Here is a 15,978-nt window from a genome sequence, read left to right as displayed (position 1 = left end):
TCGTCCGCACTGATTCCACAGACTCCCCGAGTCCGCCGATCGGTGTGTTCGTTCCGGAGATCGTTGTCGTGGAGGCAACGACATGGAACAAGACGTGCAACGAGCACCGGGGCGGTCGCTCCGGAACGGCCGACTCGGACGATTCGGTGAAGAACGAGCGGTGGCCTGGCTCGAAGCCCGGGGATTCCGCGTGCTCGAGCGGAACTGGCGATGTGCCCGCGGGGAGATCGACATCGTCGCGTGGGATTCCTGCACGCTCGCCTTCATCGAGGTGAAGACCCGTTCCGGGGCCGCCACCGGTCACCCGTTCGAGGCGATCACGGCGGCGAAGCTCACCCGGATGCGGCGACTCGTGCCCGAGTGGTTCGACGCGCATCCCGGGGTCTCGGCGCGCGCGGTCCGGGTGGACGTCGTCGCGGTCCACGTCGACGGGCCCCGCACGGTCGTCGAGCACCTGGCTGGTGTCCTGTGACGGGCATCGGGCGCGCTGCCGCGGTCGCGCTGCTCGGGGTCACCGGTCGGCGGATCGAGGTCGAAGCGCACCTGACCAGTCAGCTCCCGGCGTTCAGCATCATCGGTCTGCCCGACACCTCGTTGGGTGAGGCACGGGAACGTGTGCGATCCGCGGCGGCGAACGCGGGGTGCCCGCTGCCCGCCCGCCGGATCACCGTGAACCTGACCCCGGCGGCGATCCCGAAACGCGGTTCGGGGTTCGACCTCGCCATCGCGATGGCCGTGCTCGCCGGTGCCGGTCTCGCGCCGGACGTCTCGGAGCGCATCGTCTACATCGGCGAGCTCGGCCTCGACGGGCGGGTGCGTCCGGTCCCCGGCGTGATCCCGATGTTGATCGCCGCGCGCGACGCCGGTGTGGACCGCGTCGTGCTGCCCGTCGGCAACCTGACCGAGGCCCGTGTGGTCGGCGGGGTCCGGATCCGGGGCGTGGACTCGCTGCGGGCGGCGGCGATCGACGCCGGGGCGCTCCTACCGACGGTCGAGGTCGACCCGGTGCTGCCGGTCCCGGTCACGGCTGTGCCGCGTCCCGTAGCCGAGCTGTCGGACGTCGTGGGGAACCCGGTCGGCGTCCGAGCACTCATCGCCGCGGCGGCCGGTGGACACCATGCCCTGCTGCTCGGGCCGCCGGGCGCCGGCAAGACCATGCTCGCCGAACGGCTGCCCGGGTTACTGCCCGACCTCGACGACGAGACCGCGCTCGAGGTCGCCGCAGTCCGGTCCGTCGCTGGGCTGGGCCCCGCGTCGTGGAGCACGAAGCCACCGTGGGAAGCCCCGCACCACTCCGCGTCGGCGGTGTCGCTCATCGGCGGTGGGTCCGGGGTCCTGCGCCCCGGAGCGGTGTCGCGCGCCACCGGGGGCATCCTGTTCCTCGACGAGGCGCCGGAGTTCCCGCGGGCCGTGCTCGACGCGCTCCGGCAACCGCTCGAGTCCGGGCGGATCACGATCCACCGTGCGGCTGGAGCGGCCGAGTTCCCCGCACGCTGCCAGGTCGTCCTGGCGGCGAACCCCTGCCCGTGCGGCAACGCCGGTGGTGCGCACGGGCAGCCGTGCGAGTGCTCACCGAGCACCGTCCGCCGGTACCTCGGCCGCATGTCCGGGCCGCTGCTCGACCGGATGGACATCCGGGTGCTGGTGCCCCGGGTGACGACGGGTCGGATGCGGGAGGCGGACGGCAGCACCCCGACGACGGCGCTGGCGCGTGCGGCGGTCGCGGCAGCACGAGCCCGGATGGCGGAGCGACTGCACGGCACAGGATGGACGCGCAACGCCGAGGTCACCGGGACGTGGCTCCGAGCCGAGGGGCGAATCGAACCCGGGTCGACGGCGGACCTCGACCGCGCACTCGACCTCGGGACCCTGACGATGCGCGGGTGGGACCGTGTGATGCGACTGGCGTGGACGCTCGCCGACCTCGACGCGGTGGAGCGGCCCACGGGTGCGCACGTCCGCGGCGCCTTGGCCCTGCGGAGCGCGCTGTGATGCTGGCGGGCACGGAGCTCCTCGACACGGTGGCGCGCCTGCTGGGACGGAGCGGTGCCGCGGTGGATCCGGTGCAGGCCGCGGCGCGGGTTGCCTGGTCGGCCATCGTCGAACCGGGGGACTCCGTCGCCGGAGAGCTCCTCACCGGCCTCGGACCGGAACGTGCGCTCGGTGCGGTGCTGCTCGCCGCGGACGGAGACTTCGATTCGTTGCTGGGATGTTGCGTCGACGCCGAGGTGCCGGGTGCGGAGGACCCAGCGGTGCTGCTCGGCGTGCTGCAGACCGCGGTGGAACGCTGGCGGCCCCGATTGGCCGCTGTCGAGGTGGGCGACGTGCTCGCGGCGGCCGCTGCGGTCGGAGCCGGACTGCTGGTCCCCGAGAGCGACGGGTGGCCGCCCGCGATGGACGACCTCGGGCCGCACGCCCCGGTGGTCCTCTGGACGCGCAGCACGGGTGCGCGCCTCGGCGACGGGACGCCGGCGCTGGGCGTCGTGGGGTCCCGGGCGAACACGGTGGCCGGTGCCGAGGCCGCGGCGGAGATCACCTCGACGTCTGCGGACGCGGGATTCCTCATCGTGAGCGGGGGTGCCTACGGCATCGACGCGGTGGCGCACCGTGTCGCCGTCGCCGCCGGGACGCCCACGGTCGCCGTCCTGGCGGGTGGCATCGACCAGCTCTACCCGGTGGGCAACGCGCAGCTGCTCCACAACGTGGCGCGGCAGGGGGCGCTGCTCGCTGAGTCGGCACCGGGGACGCGACCGACGCGGTGGCGTTTCCTCGCCCGGAACCGGCTGATCGCCGCGCTGGCCGACGTCACGGTCGTGGTCGAAGCGGGCGCCCGGTCCGGGGCGCTCAACACGGCCCACCACGCAGCGCAGCTCGGCCGGCCGGTGTTCGCGGTCCCGGGAGCGTTCGCGTCCTCGGCATCGGTCGGGTGCCACCGGCTCATCGCGCAGGGGCGGGCGCAGATCGTCGTGCACCCCGGCGATCCGGTCGCGGCGGCGAGACCGGCGACCGGGACGAGCGGGGGAGCGGTGCCGGACGAACCGCTCCTGTCCGGTCGGCAGGACCCCGAGGTGCTCCGGGTGCTCGACGCGCTCGGTCGTCGCGCTCTGCCCGAAGCCGAGATCGCCCGTCGGGCAGGCATGTCGACGGCCGACGTCGCCGACGCGCTCGCCCTGGCGCAGCTGCAGGGACTCGTCGTCGCGAGCGGCGGCGGGTGGGGGCGGGCATGACGGTCGACAGCCGTACGCTGACGTCGTGGTTGCGCGGACGGACGGTCGACTGGTGATGGCGGTGGACGCCTTCCTCGGGCATGCCCGGCACGCGCGGGGCCTCAGCGAGCAGACCCTGCGCGCGTACGCCAACGACCTCGAGCAGCTCGTGGCCTTCGCGGACACCCGAGGGGTCGACCGCGTCGCCGACGTCGAGCTCGAGCTCCTCCGTGACTGGCTGTGGGACGCCGACCACCGGGGGCTCGCCCGGTCGACGATCGCTCGGCGGTCCTCGTCCGTGCGGGCGTTCACGCGTTGGGCGAGCGAGACCGGGGTGACGACGACCGACGCCGGGGTCCGGCTCCGTGCACCGAAGGGCGGGGCGCACCTTCCCCGCGTCGTGTCGGCCGACCAGGTGCGCGCCCTGCTCGACGGGCTCGGTGCCCGAGCGGCGACGGACGACCCGGCGGCGCTGCGGGACCTGGCCCTGGTCGAGCTCCTGTACGCCGCGGCCATCCGGGTCAGCGAACTCGTCGGGATCGACGTGACCGACGTCGATCGCGGACGCCTGACCGTGCGGGTGCTCGGCAAGGGCGGCAAGGAACGCGTGGTGCCGTTCGGGGTGCCGGCACGGGACGCACTCGAGGCGTGGCTCGAGCGCGGACGGCCCGCCCTCGCAGCACGGGCGGAGGGACCGGCAGGCACGGCGCTGTTCCTCGGCGACCGTGGCGCCCGACTCGGCGTCCGCAGTGCCTACCGCGTGGTGGCGCGGTTGCTCGGTGACCTGCCGGGCGAGGGCCCGAGCGGGCCGCACACCTTCCGGCACACCGCGGCGACGCACCTGCTCGACGGGGGAGCGGACCTTCGCGCGGTGCAGGAGCTCCTCGGTCACGCCAGCCTCGGCACGACGCAGATCTACACGCACGTGTCCTCGGCCCGGCTGCGCGAGGTCTACCGGACGGCGCACCCGCGCGCCTGACGCTGCGCCGACGTGCGTCCCGTCCGGTTCCAGTCGGTTCCCGGTCGGTCCCGGGCGGCTCCGCTCAACCGGGCCATGCCGACTCGGGCAGGAGCACCGGCCACTCGGCCGGTGGCAGGTACGCCATCGGGTCGACGTAACGACCGTCGACGCGAGCACCGAGGTGCAGGCACGGCGCCGACGCCGGACAGTGCCCGACCGAGACACGGCCGACCGGCGCGCCCTGCACGACCTCGTCGCCGGCGGCGACCAGGGACGTCACCGAGTCGAGCGTGCTGACCAGTCCGTCGCCGTGGTCGATCGTCACGACGGTGCGGCCACCGACCGCGCCGGCGAACGCCACGGTGCCGTCGTCCACCGCCGAGGCGGTGCTGCCGAGGGCGGCCGGGACGTCGAGGCCCCGGTGGCCGGCGGCGTAGTCCGAGGACGGCGCTTCCCAGGCGCGCTCGACCACCCGCGATCCGGTGGGCCAGACCCAGCGAGCCTCGACCCGGCCCGAATCGGTGGCAGTGCCCACCGACGCCCCGGAGCCCACCGACACCCCGGAGCCCACCGACGCCTCGGAGCCCACCGACGCCCCGGCTCCGAACACCGCCGTCCCGCCCAGCACCGTCCCGCTCAGCACGGTCACGCTCAGCACCGCCGCGCACACCACGGACAGCAGGACGGGACGTGCGTTCGATCGCATGTCCCCAGCCTGGGCGGTGGAACCCGGCCCCGGGGCGGGCGTGGGCGATCCGTGGAGGGGGAGTCGCGCCTCCAGGCTTGGGGAGGAACGTGCCGAGGACGGAAACGACAGAACCGACGTCGTACGACGGCGACAGTGTCGTTCCGCGTCGGCGCGCAAGCCCCGCGCCGTCCCGATCACGCCCCGGTTATGACCAGATCCCGAGCGAGGAGTACAGTCGGGGCCGCTCCGGAACACGCAACGCCGCTCGGACGGCGAACCAGCCGACCGCCGGGGCACCGTGCTGCACAACTGCACGGCGGCAGAACCCAGGAGCATCGTGTCCACCACGACCACCGGGCACGGCGAAGACCGTGCGTTCAAGGGGAAGGTCACCCTGTTCGCCATCGCGGCGGCGGTCGGTGGCTTCCTGTTCGGCTTCGACTCGTCCGTCATCAACGGCGCCGTCGACGCGATCAAGGGCGAGTTCAACCTCTCCGACGCGGCCAGCGGCTTCGCGGTCGCATCGGCCCTGATCGGTTGCGCGTTCGGCGCCTACTTCGCCGGCCGCCTCGCCGACCGTTACGGCCGCACCCGGATCATGTTCTGGGCCGCCGTGCTGTTCTTCGTCTCGTCGATCGGTTCGGCGTTCGCGTTCGCGACGTGGGACCTCGTGATCTGGCGTCTCGTCGGCGGTCTCGGCATCGGTACCGCCTCGGTCATCGCACCGGCGTACATCTCCGAGGTCTCCCCGAAGGCGATCCGCGGGCGGCTGGCCTCGTTCCAGCAGCTGGCGATCACGCTCGGTATCTTCGCCGCGCTCCTGTCCGACCAGCTCTTCGCCGTCACCGCGGGCAGCGCCTCGGCCGAGGTCTGGGGCCTGGCCGCCTGGCGCTGGATGTTCCTGGTCGGGGTGATCCCCTCGGTCGTCTACGGCGTCCTGGCGATCACGCTGCCGGAGTCCCCGCGCTACCTGCTCACCAAGGGCCGTGCTGACGATGCGCGCGTCGTGATGGGCAAGATCGTCCCGCGCGACACCGTGAACACGAGCCTGGAGGAGATCCAGGACGGCATCAAGAAGGAAGCCAACGAGAAGAAGGGCTCCATCCGGGGCAACCGCTTCGGGCTCCAGCCGATCGTCTGGGTGGGCATCATCCTGGCCGTGCTGCAGCAGTTCGTCGGCATCAACGTGATCTTCTACTACTCGACGACGCTCTGGCAGGCCGTCGGCTTCAAGGAGGAGGACTCGTTCCTCATCTCCACGATCACCTCGGTGGTCAACGTCGCCGTCACCTTCGTGGCGATCTTCCTGGTCGACAAGGTCGGCCGCAAGCCGCTGCTCGTCGCCGGTTCCGCGGGCATGTTCGTCTCGCTCACCATGGTCGCCATCGCGTTCTCGCAGGCGACGATCGTCGACGGCAGCCCGAGCCTCCCCGGCTCGTGGGGCGTCATCGCACTGATCTTCGCGAACCTCTTCGTGGTGTCCTTCGGCGCCACGTGGGGTCCGCTCATGTGGGTCCTGCTCGGCGAGATGTTCCCGAACCGCATCCGTGCCACGGCGCTCGGCATCGGCTCGGCCGCCAACTGGATCGCGAACTTCATCGTGACTATCTCGTTCCCGGTGCTGTCCGGCTTCAACCTGACGGTCACCTACGGCATCTACGCGCTGTTCGCGCTGCTGTCGCTGTTCTTCGTCATCGCCAAGATCCCGGAGACCAAGGGCCGCTCGCTCGAGGAGATGGGCATCTCCGCCGACGGCGACACGGTGGACGCCAAGGCCTGATCGGCCGGTCGCGCACCGCGTCCGTTCCGCACGGATCGCCGGACTGGAGGCCCGGATCACGTCAGCCGCGAGGCGCGCGTGATCCGGGCCTCCCTTCTGTTAGCATCTATCCAGCAGCGTGCTGATGCGCGCTGACTTCGCGTGTCCACCAGGCCCTCACGGGCTCGGTACCCGACCACCGGTCCCGCTCTCACGAGCGGGCGGTCGCGTGCCAGGACACCAGGGACCACGACCGACGGTCGTGATCGACACAACCGCAACAGGTCCGCAGCGACGTGCGAGAGCACGGCTGCGCGCCGAGAACACAGAAGGAGGACGGCACATGGCCGTCGTCACCATCCGCCAGCTGCTCGACAGCGGCGTCCACTTCGGACACCAGACCCGTCGGTGGAACCCGAAGGTGAAGCGCTTCATCCTCGCCGAGCGCTCGGGCATCCACATCATCGACCTGCAGCAGTCGCTGGCCTTCATCGACCGCGCGTACGACTTCGTCAAGGAGACGGTCGCGCACGGTGGCACGATCCTCTTCGTGGGCACCAAGAAGCAGGCGCAGGGCTCCATCGCCGAGCAGGCGACCCGCGTCGGCCAGCCGTACGTCAACCAGCGTTGGCTCGGCGGTCTGCTCACGAACTTCCAGACGGTCTCCAAGCGCCTCGCGCGCATGAAGGAGCTCGAGGAGATCGACTTCGACGACACGACGAAGGGCTTCACCAAGAAGGAGCTCCTCATCAAGAAGCGCGAGCTGGACAAGCTCCACAAGACCCTCGGTGGTATCCGCAACCTCACGCGGACCCCGAGCGCGCTCTGGATCGTCGACACCAAGAAGGAGCACCTCGCCGTCGACGAGGCGCAGAAGCTCGGTATCCCGATCATCGGCATCCTCGACACCAACTGCGACCCCGACGAGATCACGTACCCGATCCCGGGCAACGACGACGCGATCCGCTCCGTCGGCCTCCTGACCCGCATCGTCGCCGACGCCGCGGCCGAGGGCCTGAAGACCCGCCACAACGGTGGCGACGAGGACGAGGCCAGCGAGCCCCTCGCCGAGTGGGAGCAGGAGCTCCTCGGTGGCGAGACCGCCGCCACGACCGAGGCGCCCGCCGCCCCGGTCGAGGAGAACGACGCTGACGCGCAGGTCGCCGCGAAGGAGATCGGCGAGCCGATCGCCGACGGGGCGAAGAACGCGGAGCCGACGGCCGAGGCCGAGGCAGCCGCGGAGACCACCCCCGCCGAGTGAGTCGCCGGGGCGCCGGACCCCACCGGGTCCGGCGCCCCGACTGCACTCCACTCTCCACACACGTACAGTCCAGAAAGGACTCCAGTCAATGGCAAACTTCACCGCTGCTGACGTGAAGAAGCTCCGCGAGGACCTCGGCGCCGGCATGATGGACGCGAAGAACGCGCTCGTCGAGGCCGACGGCGACTACGACAAGGCCGTCGAGCTGCTCCGCATCAAGGGTGCCAAGGCCGTCGCCAAGCGCGACGACCGTGCCACCTCCGAGGGTGTCGTCGTCGCGACCTCCGAGAACGGCGCCGCCACGGTCGTCGAGCTCGCGAGCGAGACCGACTTCGTCGCGAAGAACGAGAAGTTCACTACCCTCGCCGACAAGGTGCTGGGCGCGGTCGCCGCTGCCGGTGCCGCCGACGTCGCTGCCGCCAACGCCGCACCGCTGGACGGCAAGACCGTCCTCGAGGTCGTCAACGAGTCGGCTGCCGCGCTGGGCGAGAAGCTCGAGGTCCGCACGGTCCGCCGTGTCGAGGGCTCGGCCTTCGAGATCTACCTGCACAAGACCAGCCAGGACCTGCCGCCGCAGATCGCCGTCGTCATCGCGTACGAGGGTGACAACGCCGCCGAGGCACGTTCGATCGCCCAGCACGTCGCGTTCGCGAACCCGACGTACCTGACCCGCGACGAGGTCCCGGCCGAGGCCATCGAGAAGGAGCGTGCGACCGTCGAGGCGATCACGCGCGAAGAGGGCAAGCCCGAGGCTGCGCTCCCGAAGATCGTCGAGGGCCGGGTGAACGCCTACATCAAGCAGGTGTCGCTCCTCGACCAGGACTACGCGAAGGACAACAAGATCTCCGTCGCGAAGGCCGCCGAGAACGCCGGCATCACGATCCAGGGCTTCGCCCGCGTCAAGGTCGGCGCGTAACGAACCCGTGACGGGGTCAGGAACCAACCAGGTTCCTGGCCCCGTTTTTCGCGCGCGCCGGCACGACACGCGCGCGACACATCCGCGAGTACATTTCCACGAGACCACGACGAAGGGTGCGGACCAGATGACCGACGAGAAGACCGGACGACGCCGCGTTCTGCTGAAGCTGTCGGGAGAGGCGTTCGGCGCTGGCTCCCTCGGGGTGAACCCCGACGTGATCGGCACCATCGCCAAGGAGATCGCCGTCGCCGCGCGCGAGGTCGAGATCGCGATCGTCGTCGGCGGGGGCAACTTCTTCCGCGGAGCCGAGCTCTCGCAGCGCGGCATGGACCGCGGGCGCGCCGACTACATGGGCATGCTCGGCACGGTGATGAACGCACTCGCGCTGCAGGACTTCCTCGAGCAGGCGGGCGCTGCGACCCGCGTGCAGTCCGCGATCGCGATGACCCAGGTCGCGGAGCCGTACATCCCGCGGCGCGCCGAGCGGCACCTCGAGAAGGGCCGGGTCGTCATCTTCGGCGCCGGTGCCGGACTGCCGTACTTCTCCACCGACACGGTGGCGGCGCAGCGTGCGCTCGAGATCAAGGCGGACGAGGTCCTCGTCGCCAAGAACGGCGTCGACGGCGTGTACACCGCCGACCCGAAGAAGGACGCCACCGCCGAGAAGCTGCACCACGTGACCTACCAGGACGCGCTGCTCAAGGGCCTCAAGGTCGTCGACGCCACCGCGTTCTCGCTCTGCATGGACAACGGCATGCCGATGCACGTCTTCGGCATGGAGGGCGACGGCAACGTCCAGGCCGCGATCCGTGGCGAGCGCATCGGCACCGTCGTCAGCAACTGACCCCCGGCGCTGACTAGACTCGACGCCAGTACCGAAGGAGTAACACCGTGATCAGTGATGTCCTGACCGAAGCCACCGAGAAGATGGCGAAGGCGGTCGAGGTCGCCAAGGACGACTTCTCGACCGTCCGCACCGGCCGCATCAACGCGGCGCTCTTCCAGAAGATCCCGGTCGAGTACTACGGCACGCCGACGCCGCTCGCGCAGCTCGCGTCGCTGCAGACCCCCGAGGCCCGCACGCTCATCGTGACGCCGTACGACAAGACGGCGCTCAAGGAGATCGAGCGCGCGATCGCGACCTTCCCGAACCTCGGCGCCAGCCCGACGAACGACGGCGACATCGTCCGCGTGACGATCCCGGAGCTCACCAAGGACCGCCGCAAGGAATTCGTCAAGCTCGTGCGGACGAAGGGCGAAGACCACAAGGTCGTCGTCCGGAACATCCGCCGCAAGGCCAAGGACGACCTCGACGCACTCAAGGGTGAGATCTCCGACGACGAGATCTCGCGCGGCGACAAGGACCTCGAGGCCCTGACGAAGAAGCACGTCGACCAGATCGACGAGTCGCTGAAGAAGAAGGAAGCCGAACTCCTCGAGGTCTGATGCGTCGCTCCGACCAGGGCGATGACCGCCCCACAGCAGAGCACGGGCCCGCGTCGAGCGGGCCCGTGAAGAAGGGGCTCCGTCAAGACTTCGATGCGCGCGCACGAGCGGCGCGCACCGACTTCGAGGCGCAGCTCCGCCAGCGCAAGGCCGACTTCGGCGCGCGCAACGAAGCGCTGACCGCGCGGACCGGGCGCAACCTGCCGGCGGCGATCGGCATCGCGCTCGCGTTCGCGGTCGTGATGCTCGGCACGCTGCTCCTCTGGCCGCCGTCCTTCATGGTCGTCGCGGCGTTCCTGCTGGGCGTCGGCGTCTACGAACTCACGAGCGCGATGCGGTTCGCCGGCCGCGACGTCCCGCGGATCCCGAGCGTCGCCGTCGCGATCGCGATCGTGCCGGCGGCGTTCCTGCTCGGCCAGGTGGCGGCGCTGTTCACCCTGCTCGGCGGCATCGTCCTGATCAGCGTCTGGCGACTCGTCGAGGTCGCCGTCGCGCGGCAGAAGCCCCCGGCCGGCAACGTCGCCCGAGACCTCACGAACGGGTTGTTCGTGCAGGCCTACATCTCGCTGCTCGGAGCATGCGTGGTGCTGCTCTCCGCCCAGCCGGACGGCAACCTCTGGGTGATCGGGTTCATCCTCGTCGTCGTCGCGGTCGACACCGGTGCGTACGCCACCGGGCTGAACCTCGGCAAGCACCCGATGGCTCCCCGCATCAGCCCCAAGAAGACGTGGGAGGGCTTCGCCGGGTCCGTGGCAGCGAGCATCGTCGTCGGCATCCTGGTGGCCGTGTTCATGCTCGGGCTGCCCTGGTGGACCGGTGTCCTGCTCGGTGTGCTCATCTCCGGTTCGGCCACGCTCGGCGACCTGACCGAGTCGATGATCAAGCGCGACCTCGGCATCAAGGACATCTCGTCGTTCCTGCCCGGACACGGCGGCCTGCTCGACCGCATCGACAGCATCCTGCCGTCCGCCGCCGTCGCCTACGTGCTGTACCTGATCGTCAACCACTGACCGCTGTCGGGCCGGGCTGAACGCCGCACTCAGCGCGTCCAGGTTGTGCCACGGTCGGGGACTGGCAGAATGACGCCGTGGCCACCACCTTCCCGACCGCAGCCCGTTCCGCCCTCGGTTACGACGTCGACGAAGTCGAGCGTTTCCTCGAGGACGCCCGGCGCGCGTACTCCGCCGACGACAGCGCCCCCGGCATCGAGGCCGCGAAGATCCGCGCCACGGCGTTCTCGATGCGCAAGGGCGGTTACTCCACGTCGCACGTCGACGCCGCACTCGAGCGACTCGAGGACGCCTTCGCGGCCCGCGAGCGTGAGCGGGAGATGAGCGAGGTCGGCAAGAAGGCCTGGTACGCCGAGGCACGGACGAAGGCCTCCGACGTCGTGGCGCGGCTCGAGCGGCCCGACGGGCAGCGGTTCAGCCGGGTCAGCGTGCTCGGCACCGGCTACCACCCGAAGGACGTCGACGCGTTCGCCGCCCGACTCGCCGGGTACTTCCGCGAGGGCAAGCCGCTCAGCCTCACCGAGGTCCGCTCGATCGTCTTCCGCCCGAAGCACGGCGGGTACCGCGAGGCGCAGGTCGACGCGCTGCTCGACGCCGTCGTCGAAGTGATGCTCGCTGTCCGGTGACGACGCGCTGTCCCCAGGTGCTTCGCTTTCCGTGATCGTTCCGTTACCCTGGTCCTACTCATGGGCAGGCACACGGCAGACTCAAGCTCCGACCGCGATACCCGCGAGCACCTCAGCCTCCAGGCTTCCGGTGAGCGCCGCGCGGCAATGCAGCGAACCCGCACGACGGAGACGTCGGCGTTCGGGGTGACCCCGCAGGCAGCGCCCGCGACGACGGGTCCGGTCGCCACGCCGAAGTCGGTGGCGGCGAACCGCGTCTCCGACGAGCGTGTGGCGTCCTTCGCCCACGATGCTCTGGTCGACGCCCACCAGCGTCCCGCGAAGCAGCGCACCGCGACGGTGCAGCGCCGTGCGACGCCGAAGCTCGTCAAGCCCACCGCGTCGTCGGTGAACGCCGTCGCCCGCAAGCGCGCGGTCGCCCCGATGATGTCCTTCGTCGGCGTGTTCCTGTTCGTCGGCGGCTCGCTGTTCAACCCGCTGCAGGCCGACGTGGCACAGGCCGCCGTCGACACCCCGGTGCTCGTGAAGACGCCGCCGGCGCCGCAGCAGTACACCGCGCACGGCACCTACGCCGTGGCCGCTGCCGACCGTGACGGCTACGACGTCACCGTCCCGGCCCCGAAGGTCGTCAAGCCCGTCGTCGAAGAGGACGAAGCCGACGCCGACGCCGAGACCACCGACGACAGCGCGGACGCCGCGGCCACCGAGAACCAGCCGGTCTCGGCCGCCAACACGCTCGCCGCCACCGCCGCGACGCCCGACCCGGGCAGCGCGCAGGCGATCGCCCTGCAGCAGGTCACGGCTCGTGGCTGGGGCACCGACCAGTACAACTGCCTGGTCTCGCTGTGGAACAAGGAGTCCGGCTGGCGGGTGAACGCCTACAACCCCAGCGGTGCGTACGGCATCCCGCAGGCCCTCCCCGGCAGCAAGATGGCCACGGCCGGCGCCGACTGGCAGACCAACCCGGCGACGCAGATCACCTGGGGTCTCAACTACATCGCCGGCGTCTACGGCACCCCCTGCGGTGCCTGGGGACACAGCCAGGCCAACAACTGGTACTGATCGGCTGCTCGGGTGCCGCGCAGCAACCGACCGCGGCGTCCCCGTGGTCGCGACGTCGAGCCTGACGAGGAGACCACCCTCGACCGGCTGATGAGCTCGTGGAAGCGCACCGAGGTCCGTCACGGTCGCGAGTACCAGGTGCAGCCGATCTCGGCCGCGTCGGCGCAGAAGGAGTACATCTGCCCGGGGTGCGGCGGAAGCGTCCTGCCCGGCACGGCCCACGTGGTGGTCTGGCGTGCGGACGGCGTGCTCGGCGATGCTGCCGACCTGGCGTCGCGCCGGCACTGGCACAACCACTGCTGGAGCATCGCATGACCGAGCACGACGTGCCGCACGACACCGAGATCCGGTCCGCCACCGTGCTGCCGGCCCGTCGCACCGATGTCGAGCTCGTCACGGACGACCACCTGACGCTCGTCGGTGAACTCGCCGAGCCGGCCGACACCCCGGCTCGCGGGACCATCGTCACGCTCCACCCCCTGCCGACCGCGCACGGGTTCATGGACTCGCACGTCCTCAAGAAGGCCGCGGCACGGCTGCCCGCCCTCGCCGACATCGCGGTGCTGCGGTTCAACTTCCGGTCCGTCACGTCGCCGCGCGGCACGTCCGAGGGTGTCTTCGGCGAGGGCGTGTCCGAGGGCTTCGACCTGCGCGCCGCCGTCGCCGAGGTCGTCGACCGCGGCCTGCCGACCCCGTGGCTGGTGGGGTGGTCCTTCGGCACCGAGGTGATCCTCAAGCACGCGCTCGAACACGTCGAGGCCGGCACGGTCGCCGGTGTCGTCCTGCTGTCACCGCCGCTGCACCGCACCTCGGACGAGGAACTCGCCCGTTGGGCTGCCGTCGAGGTGCCGGTCGTGGCGCTCGTCCCCGAGCACGACGACTTCCTGCAGCCCGAGGCCGCGGCGGCACGGTTCGCGCTCGCCCCGAACGTCCGGGTCGTGCCCGTCGACGGTGCGAAGCACCTGTGGGTGGGGGAGCGGTACGTGCGGATCGTCCTCGACGCGATCGCCGACCTCGTCGTGCCGGGCAGCGCCCCGCTGCCGACCCACTGGCCCGTCTGAGCACGTCCGTACGACGCCCTGCGGCCCGCCACCTGCACCAGGTGGGACGGCCTGGAGGCGCGGGTCGCGCCTCCAGGCCGTGGACCGTCAGCGGTCGGTCGCGTCCACGTCGTCGGCAGCGTCCGCAGCGGACGCTGCGGCGGGTGCCGTGCCGAGCAGGCCCGTGGCGTTCGTGAGGACCCCGCGGAGGTTCTCGAGGTAGCCCGCGACGGCTTCGCGTTCGGTGCGGATCGCCGCCAGGCGGTCCTCGGCCTCGGCGATGACGCCGGCGGTGCGCTCCTCGGCGTCGGCGACCATCCGGTGCACCCGGTCCTGCGCGTCGGCGACGATGGTGCGGGCGTGCTCCTGGGCCTCGGCCGTGCTGGTGCGCTCGAGGTCGTCGGCCTCCTGCTGCAGGCGTTCCGCGCGTTCGCGGGCCTCGGTCGCGCGGCGCGTGGCCTCGGCGAGCTGCAGGTTGGCCTCGTCCAGGTACTTCTGCGTCTCGGTGACCGTCTCGTGGTGCTTCCGCAGGTAGTCCTGCTCGGCGTCGTCGCGGCGGGAGGCGAGTTCCGACTCGAGCGTCGTGCGGGCCTCGTCGCGCTCCCGGGCGATCTCGGCACGGACCTCGTCGCGCTCCTTGACCAGGGCGGCGCGTGCGGTGTCGATCTCCTGCCGCAGGGCGGTGCGCTCGGCCTCGAGCACCCCGAGCTCGGCGGTGCGGCGGTCGGCGATCTCGGTGTCGACCTCGGCGTGCTCGCGCTCGCGTCGGGCGGCGATGGCGTTCTCGTGCTCCCGGACGGCGCGCTCGGCTGCCGCATCGGCCTCGGCGCGCTCCTGCGCGATCCGGGCGTCGTGCTCCTCGAGCTCACGGGCGATCCGGTCGGCGGTCTCCTGCACCAGGCGCGCGTTCTCGACGCGGGTCTGCTCCTCGTCGACGCGGAGCTGCGCCTGGGCCGCCTCGATCTCCTGCTCGAGTGCGGTGCGGGCTGCTGCCAGTTCGCGGTCCCACTGGGCGCGGGCGGCGGCGAGTTCCTCGTCGAGTTCGCGGCGGCGGTCGGCGACCTCGGTGTCGAGCTCGGCGCGGCGGCGGGTGACCTCGGACTCGAGTTCGGCGCGACCGGTCTCGAGTGCCAGCGCGTGTGCCTGCTGCTCCTCGTCACGCTCGCGGTGCCAGGCGGCGCGGCCCTCGGTGACCTCGCGCTCGAGGGCCTCGCGCCGGGTCGTCTCCTCGCGGTCGAGGTCCTCGGTGCGGCGGGCGTGGTCGGCCTCGAAGACCGAACGGCGGTGCTCGGTCTCGCGGTCGAGCTCGGCGGCAGCGGTGCGGGCGTCGGCGGACTCGCGCTGGGCGATCTCGCGCAGCTCGGCGACCTCGTGCTCGACCTGAGCGCGCAGTGCGTTCGTCTCGCGGATGGCGACGGAACGGACCTCGGCGGCCTCGGTCACGGCTGCCCCGCGGATCGCGGCGGCTTCGTTGCGGGCGTCCTGCGTGAGCAGACCGGCCTCGGCCCGCGCACGTTCGACGGTGTCGGCTGCCTCGGCGCGGGCGCGGGTCAGTTCGTTGGTGGCGCGGGTGCGGGCGTCCTCGAGGGTGTCGCGCGCTTCCTCCTGGGCCTCGCGGACGGTGCGCTCGGCTTCGGAACGGCTCGAGGCACGGAGGCGCTGGGCGTCGATGTCCGCCTGGCTGATGAGGCGGGTCGACTGCTCCTCGGCCACACGCAGGGTGGACTCGAGGCGGGTGCCCAGTCCGCTGTACGTGGGGGTGCCGGCTTCGTCGAGCTCGCCCTGCAGTTCGGAGACCCGGGCCTGCAGGAGACGGATCTCCTTCGCCGCGTCGGCGCGGTCGTTGTTCGACTTGATGAGCTCGCGGCGCAGGTCGTTCAGCGAACGCTCCACCTCGTCGCGGCGGTACCCCCGCAGCTCGGTCCCGAACTCGGCCTCGTCGTTCGCCACGTGTCGCTCCTGGGTGCTCGGCGGAGGGCCCGGATCGGCCCGCGGTCGAT

16 protein-coding genes are annotated in these 15,978 nt (G+C 71.5%); 14 read left to right on the top strand and 2 right to left on the bottom strand.

Going from position 1 to position 15,978, the window contains the following annotated elements; genetic code table 11:
* Positions 1-82 precede the first annotated feature (82 nt).
* Genes DEJ29_RS10960 through DEJ29_RS10945 form a run of 4 tightly spaced genes read left to right on the top strand, consistent with a single transcriptional unit; the run spans position 83 to position 4,185 of the window.
* Positions 83-472, top strand: coding sequence for a YraN family protein (locus DEJ29_RS10960; protein ID WP_111094579.1), 390 nt, complete (start codon positions 83-85; stop codon positions 470-472).
* The gene (locus tag DEJ29_RS10955; protein ID WP_111094580.1) at positions 469-1,992 is read left to right on the top strand and encodes a YifB family Mg chelatase-like AAA ATPase; all 1,524 of its coding nucleotides are present in this window, start codon (positions 469-471) and stop codon (positions 1,990-1,992) included. Before DEJ29_RS10960 ends, DEJ29_RS10955 begins: the two co-directional genes overlap by 4 nt.
* Positions 1,992-3,227, top strand: coding sequence for a DNA-processing protein DprA (gene dprA / locus DEJ29_RS10950; protein ID WP_111094581.1), 1,236 nt, complete (start codon positions 1,992-1,994; stop codon positions 3,225-3,227). Before DEJ29_RS10955 ends, dprA begins: the two co-directional genes overlap by 1 nt.
* A 25-nt stretch (positions 3,228-3,252) precedes the next feature.
* Positions 3,253-4,185, top strand: a complete 933-nt coding sequence (locus DEJ29_RS10945) for a tyrosine recombinase XerC (protein WP_375342291.1) — start codon at positions 3,253-3,255, stop codon at positions 4,183-4,185.
* Positions 4,186-4,249: 64 nt separating this feature from the next.
* Here the strand turns inward: DEJ29_RS10945 and DEJ29_RS10940 are convergent, their stop codons facing one another.
* Positions 4,250-4,873, bottom strand: a complete 624-nt coding sequence (locus tag DEJ29_RS10940; protein WP_181438146.1) for a murein hydrolase activator EnvC family protein — start codon at positions 4,871-4,873, stop codon at positions 4,250-4,252.
* Between the two features lie 319 nt (positions 4,874-5,192).
* On the opposite strand from DEJ29_RS10940, the gene DEJ29_RS10935 reads away from it, so the two are divergent.
* The 10 genes from DEJ29_RS10935 (at position 5,193) to DEJ29_RS10890 (ending at position 13,999) form a co-directional block, all read left to right on the top strand.
* Positions 5,193-6,635 carry a sugar porter family MFS transporter gene (locus DEJ29_RS10935; protein WP_258367097.1) on the top strand — a complete coding sequence of 481 codons (1,443 nt, stop codon included), beginning with the start codon at positions 5,193-5,195 and terminating at the stop codon, positions 6,633-6,635.
* Between the two features lie 322 nt (positions 6,636-6,957).
* Positions 6,958-7,875, top strand: coding sequence for a 30S ribosomal protein S2 (rpsB, locus tag DEJ29_RS10930; RefSeq protein ID WP_111094583.1), 918 nt, complete (start codon positions 6,958-6,960; stop codon positions 7,873-7,875).
* Between the two features lie 88 nt (positions 7,876-7,963).
* The gene (tsf, locus tag DEJ29_RS10925) at positions 7,964-8,791 is read left to right on the top strand and encodes a translation elongation factor Ts (RefSeq protein WP_027465873.1); all 828 of its coding nucleotides are present in this window, start codon (positions 7,964-7,966) and stop codon (positions 8,789-8,791) included.
* 127 nt (positions 8,792-8,918) lie between these two features.
* A complete protein-coding gene (pyrH, locus tag DEJ29_RS10920; protein ID WP_071406376.1) occupies positions 8,919-9,638 on the top strand; it encodes a UMP kinase in 720 nt (239 codons plus the stop codon).
* A gap of 47 nt (positions 9,639-9,685) precedes the next feature.
* Positions 9,686-10,240 (top strand): ribosome recycling factor, encoded by a 555-nt coding sequence (gene frr / locus DEJ29_RS10915; protein ID WP_027465871.1) that lies wholly within the window; start codon positions 9,686-9,688, stop codon positions 10,238-10,240.
* A gap of 65 nt (positions 10,241-10,305) precedes the next feature.
* Positions 10,306-11,250 carry a phosphatidate cytidylyltransferase gene (locus DEJ29_RS10910; protein ID WP_111087856.1) on the top strand — a complete coding sequence of 315 codons (945 nt, stop codon included), beginning with the start codon at positions 10,306-10,308 and terminating at the stop codon, positions 11,248-11,250.
* 77 nt (positions 11,251-11,327) lie between these two features.
* Entirely contained in the window at positions 11,328-11,876 is a 549-nt protein-coding gene (locus tag DEJ29_RS10905) for a DivIVA domain-containing protein (RefSeq protein ID WP_071406375.1), read from the top strand.
* 147 nt (positions 11,877-12,023) lie between these two features.
* Positions 12,024-12,938, top strand: a complete 915-nt coding sequence (locus DEJ29_RS10900; protein ID WP_258375913.1) for an aggregation-promoting factor C-terminal-like domain-containing protein — start codon at positions 12,024-12,026, stop codon at positions 12,936-12,938.
* Between the two features lie 12 nt (positions 12,939-12,950).
* The gene (locus DEJ29_RS10895) at positions 12,951-13,253 is read left to right on the top strand and encodes an Rv1322 family protein (protein WP_110863985.1); all 303 of its coding nucleotides are present in this window, start codon (positions 12,951-12,953) and stop codon (positions 13,251-13,253) included.
* Positions 13,250-13,999, top strand: coding sequence for an alpha/beta hydrolase (locus DEJ29_RS10890; RefSeq protein ID WP_110863986.1), 750 nt, complete (start codon positions 13,250-13,252; stop codon positions 13,997-13,999). Before DEJ29_RS10895 ends, DEJ29_RS10890 begins: the two co-directional genes overlap by 4 nt.
* 87 nt (positions 14,000-14,086) lie before the next feature.
* On the opposite strand, the gene DEJ29_RS10885 is transcribed toward DEJ29_RS10890, so the two are convergent.
* On the bottom strand, positions 14,087-15,928 hold the full coding sequence (locus tag DEJ29_RS10885) for a coiled-coil domain-containing protein (RefSeq protein WP_071406372.1): 1,842 nt from the start codon (positions 15,926-15,928) through the stop codon (positions 14,087-14,089).
* Positions 15,929-15,978 lie beyond the last annotated feature (50 nt).

Source organism: Curtobacterium sp. MCPF17_021, from assembly GCF_003234605.2.
Taxonomy (GTDB): domain Bacteria; phylum Actinomycetota; class Actinomycetes; order Actinomycetales; family Microbacteriaceae; genus Curtobacterium; species Curtobacterium flaccumfaciens.
Note: the sequence above shows the minus strand (reverse complement) of the source record. Positions and strands in the feature narration are given on the sequence as shown.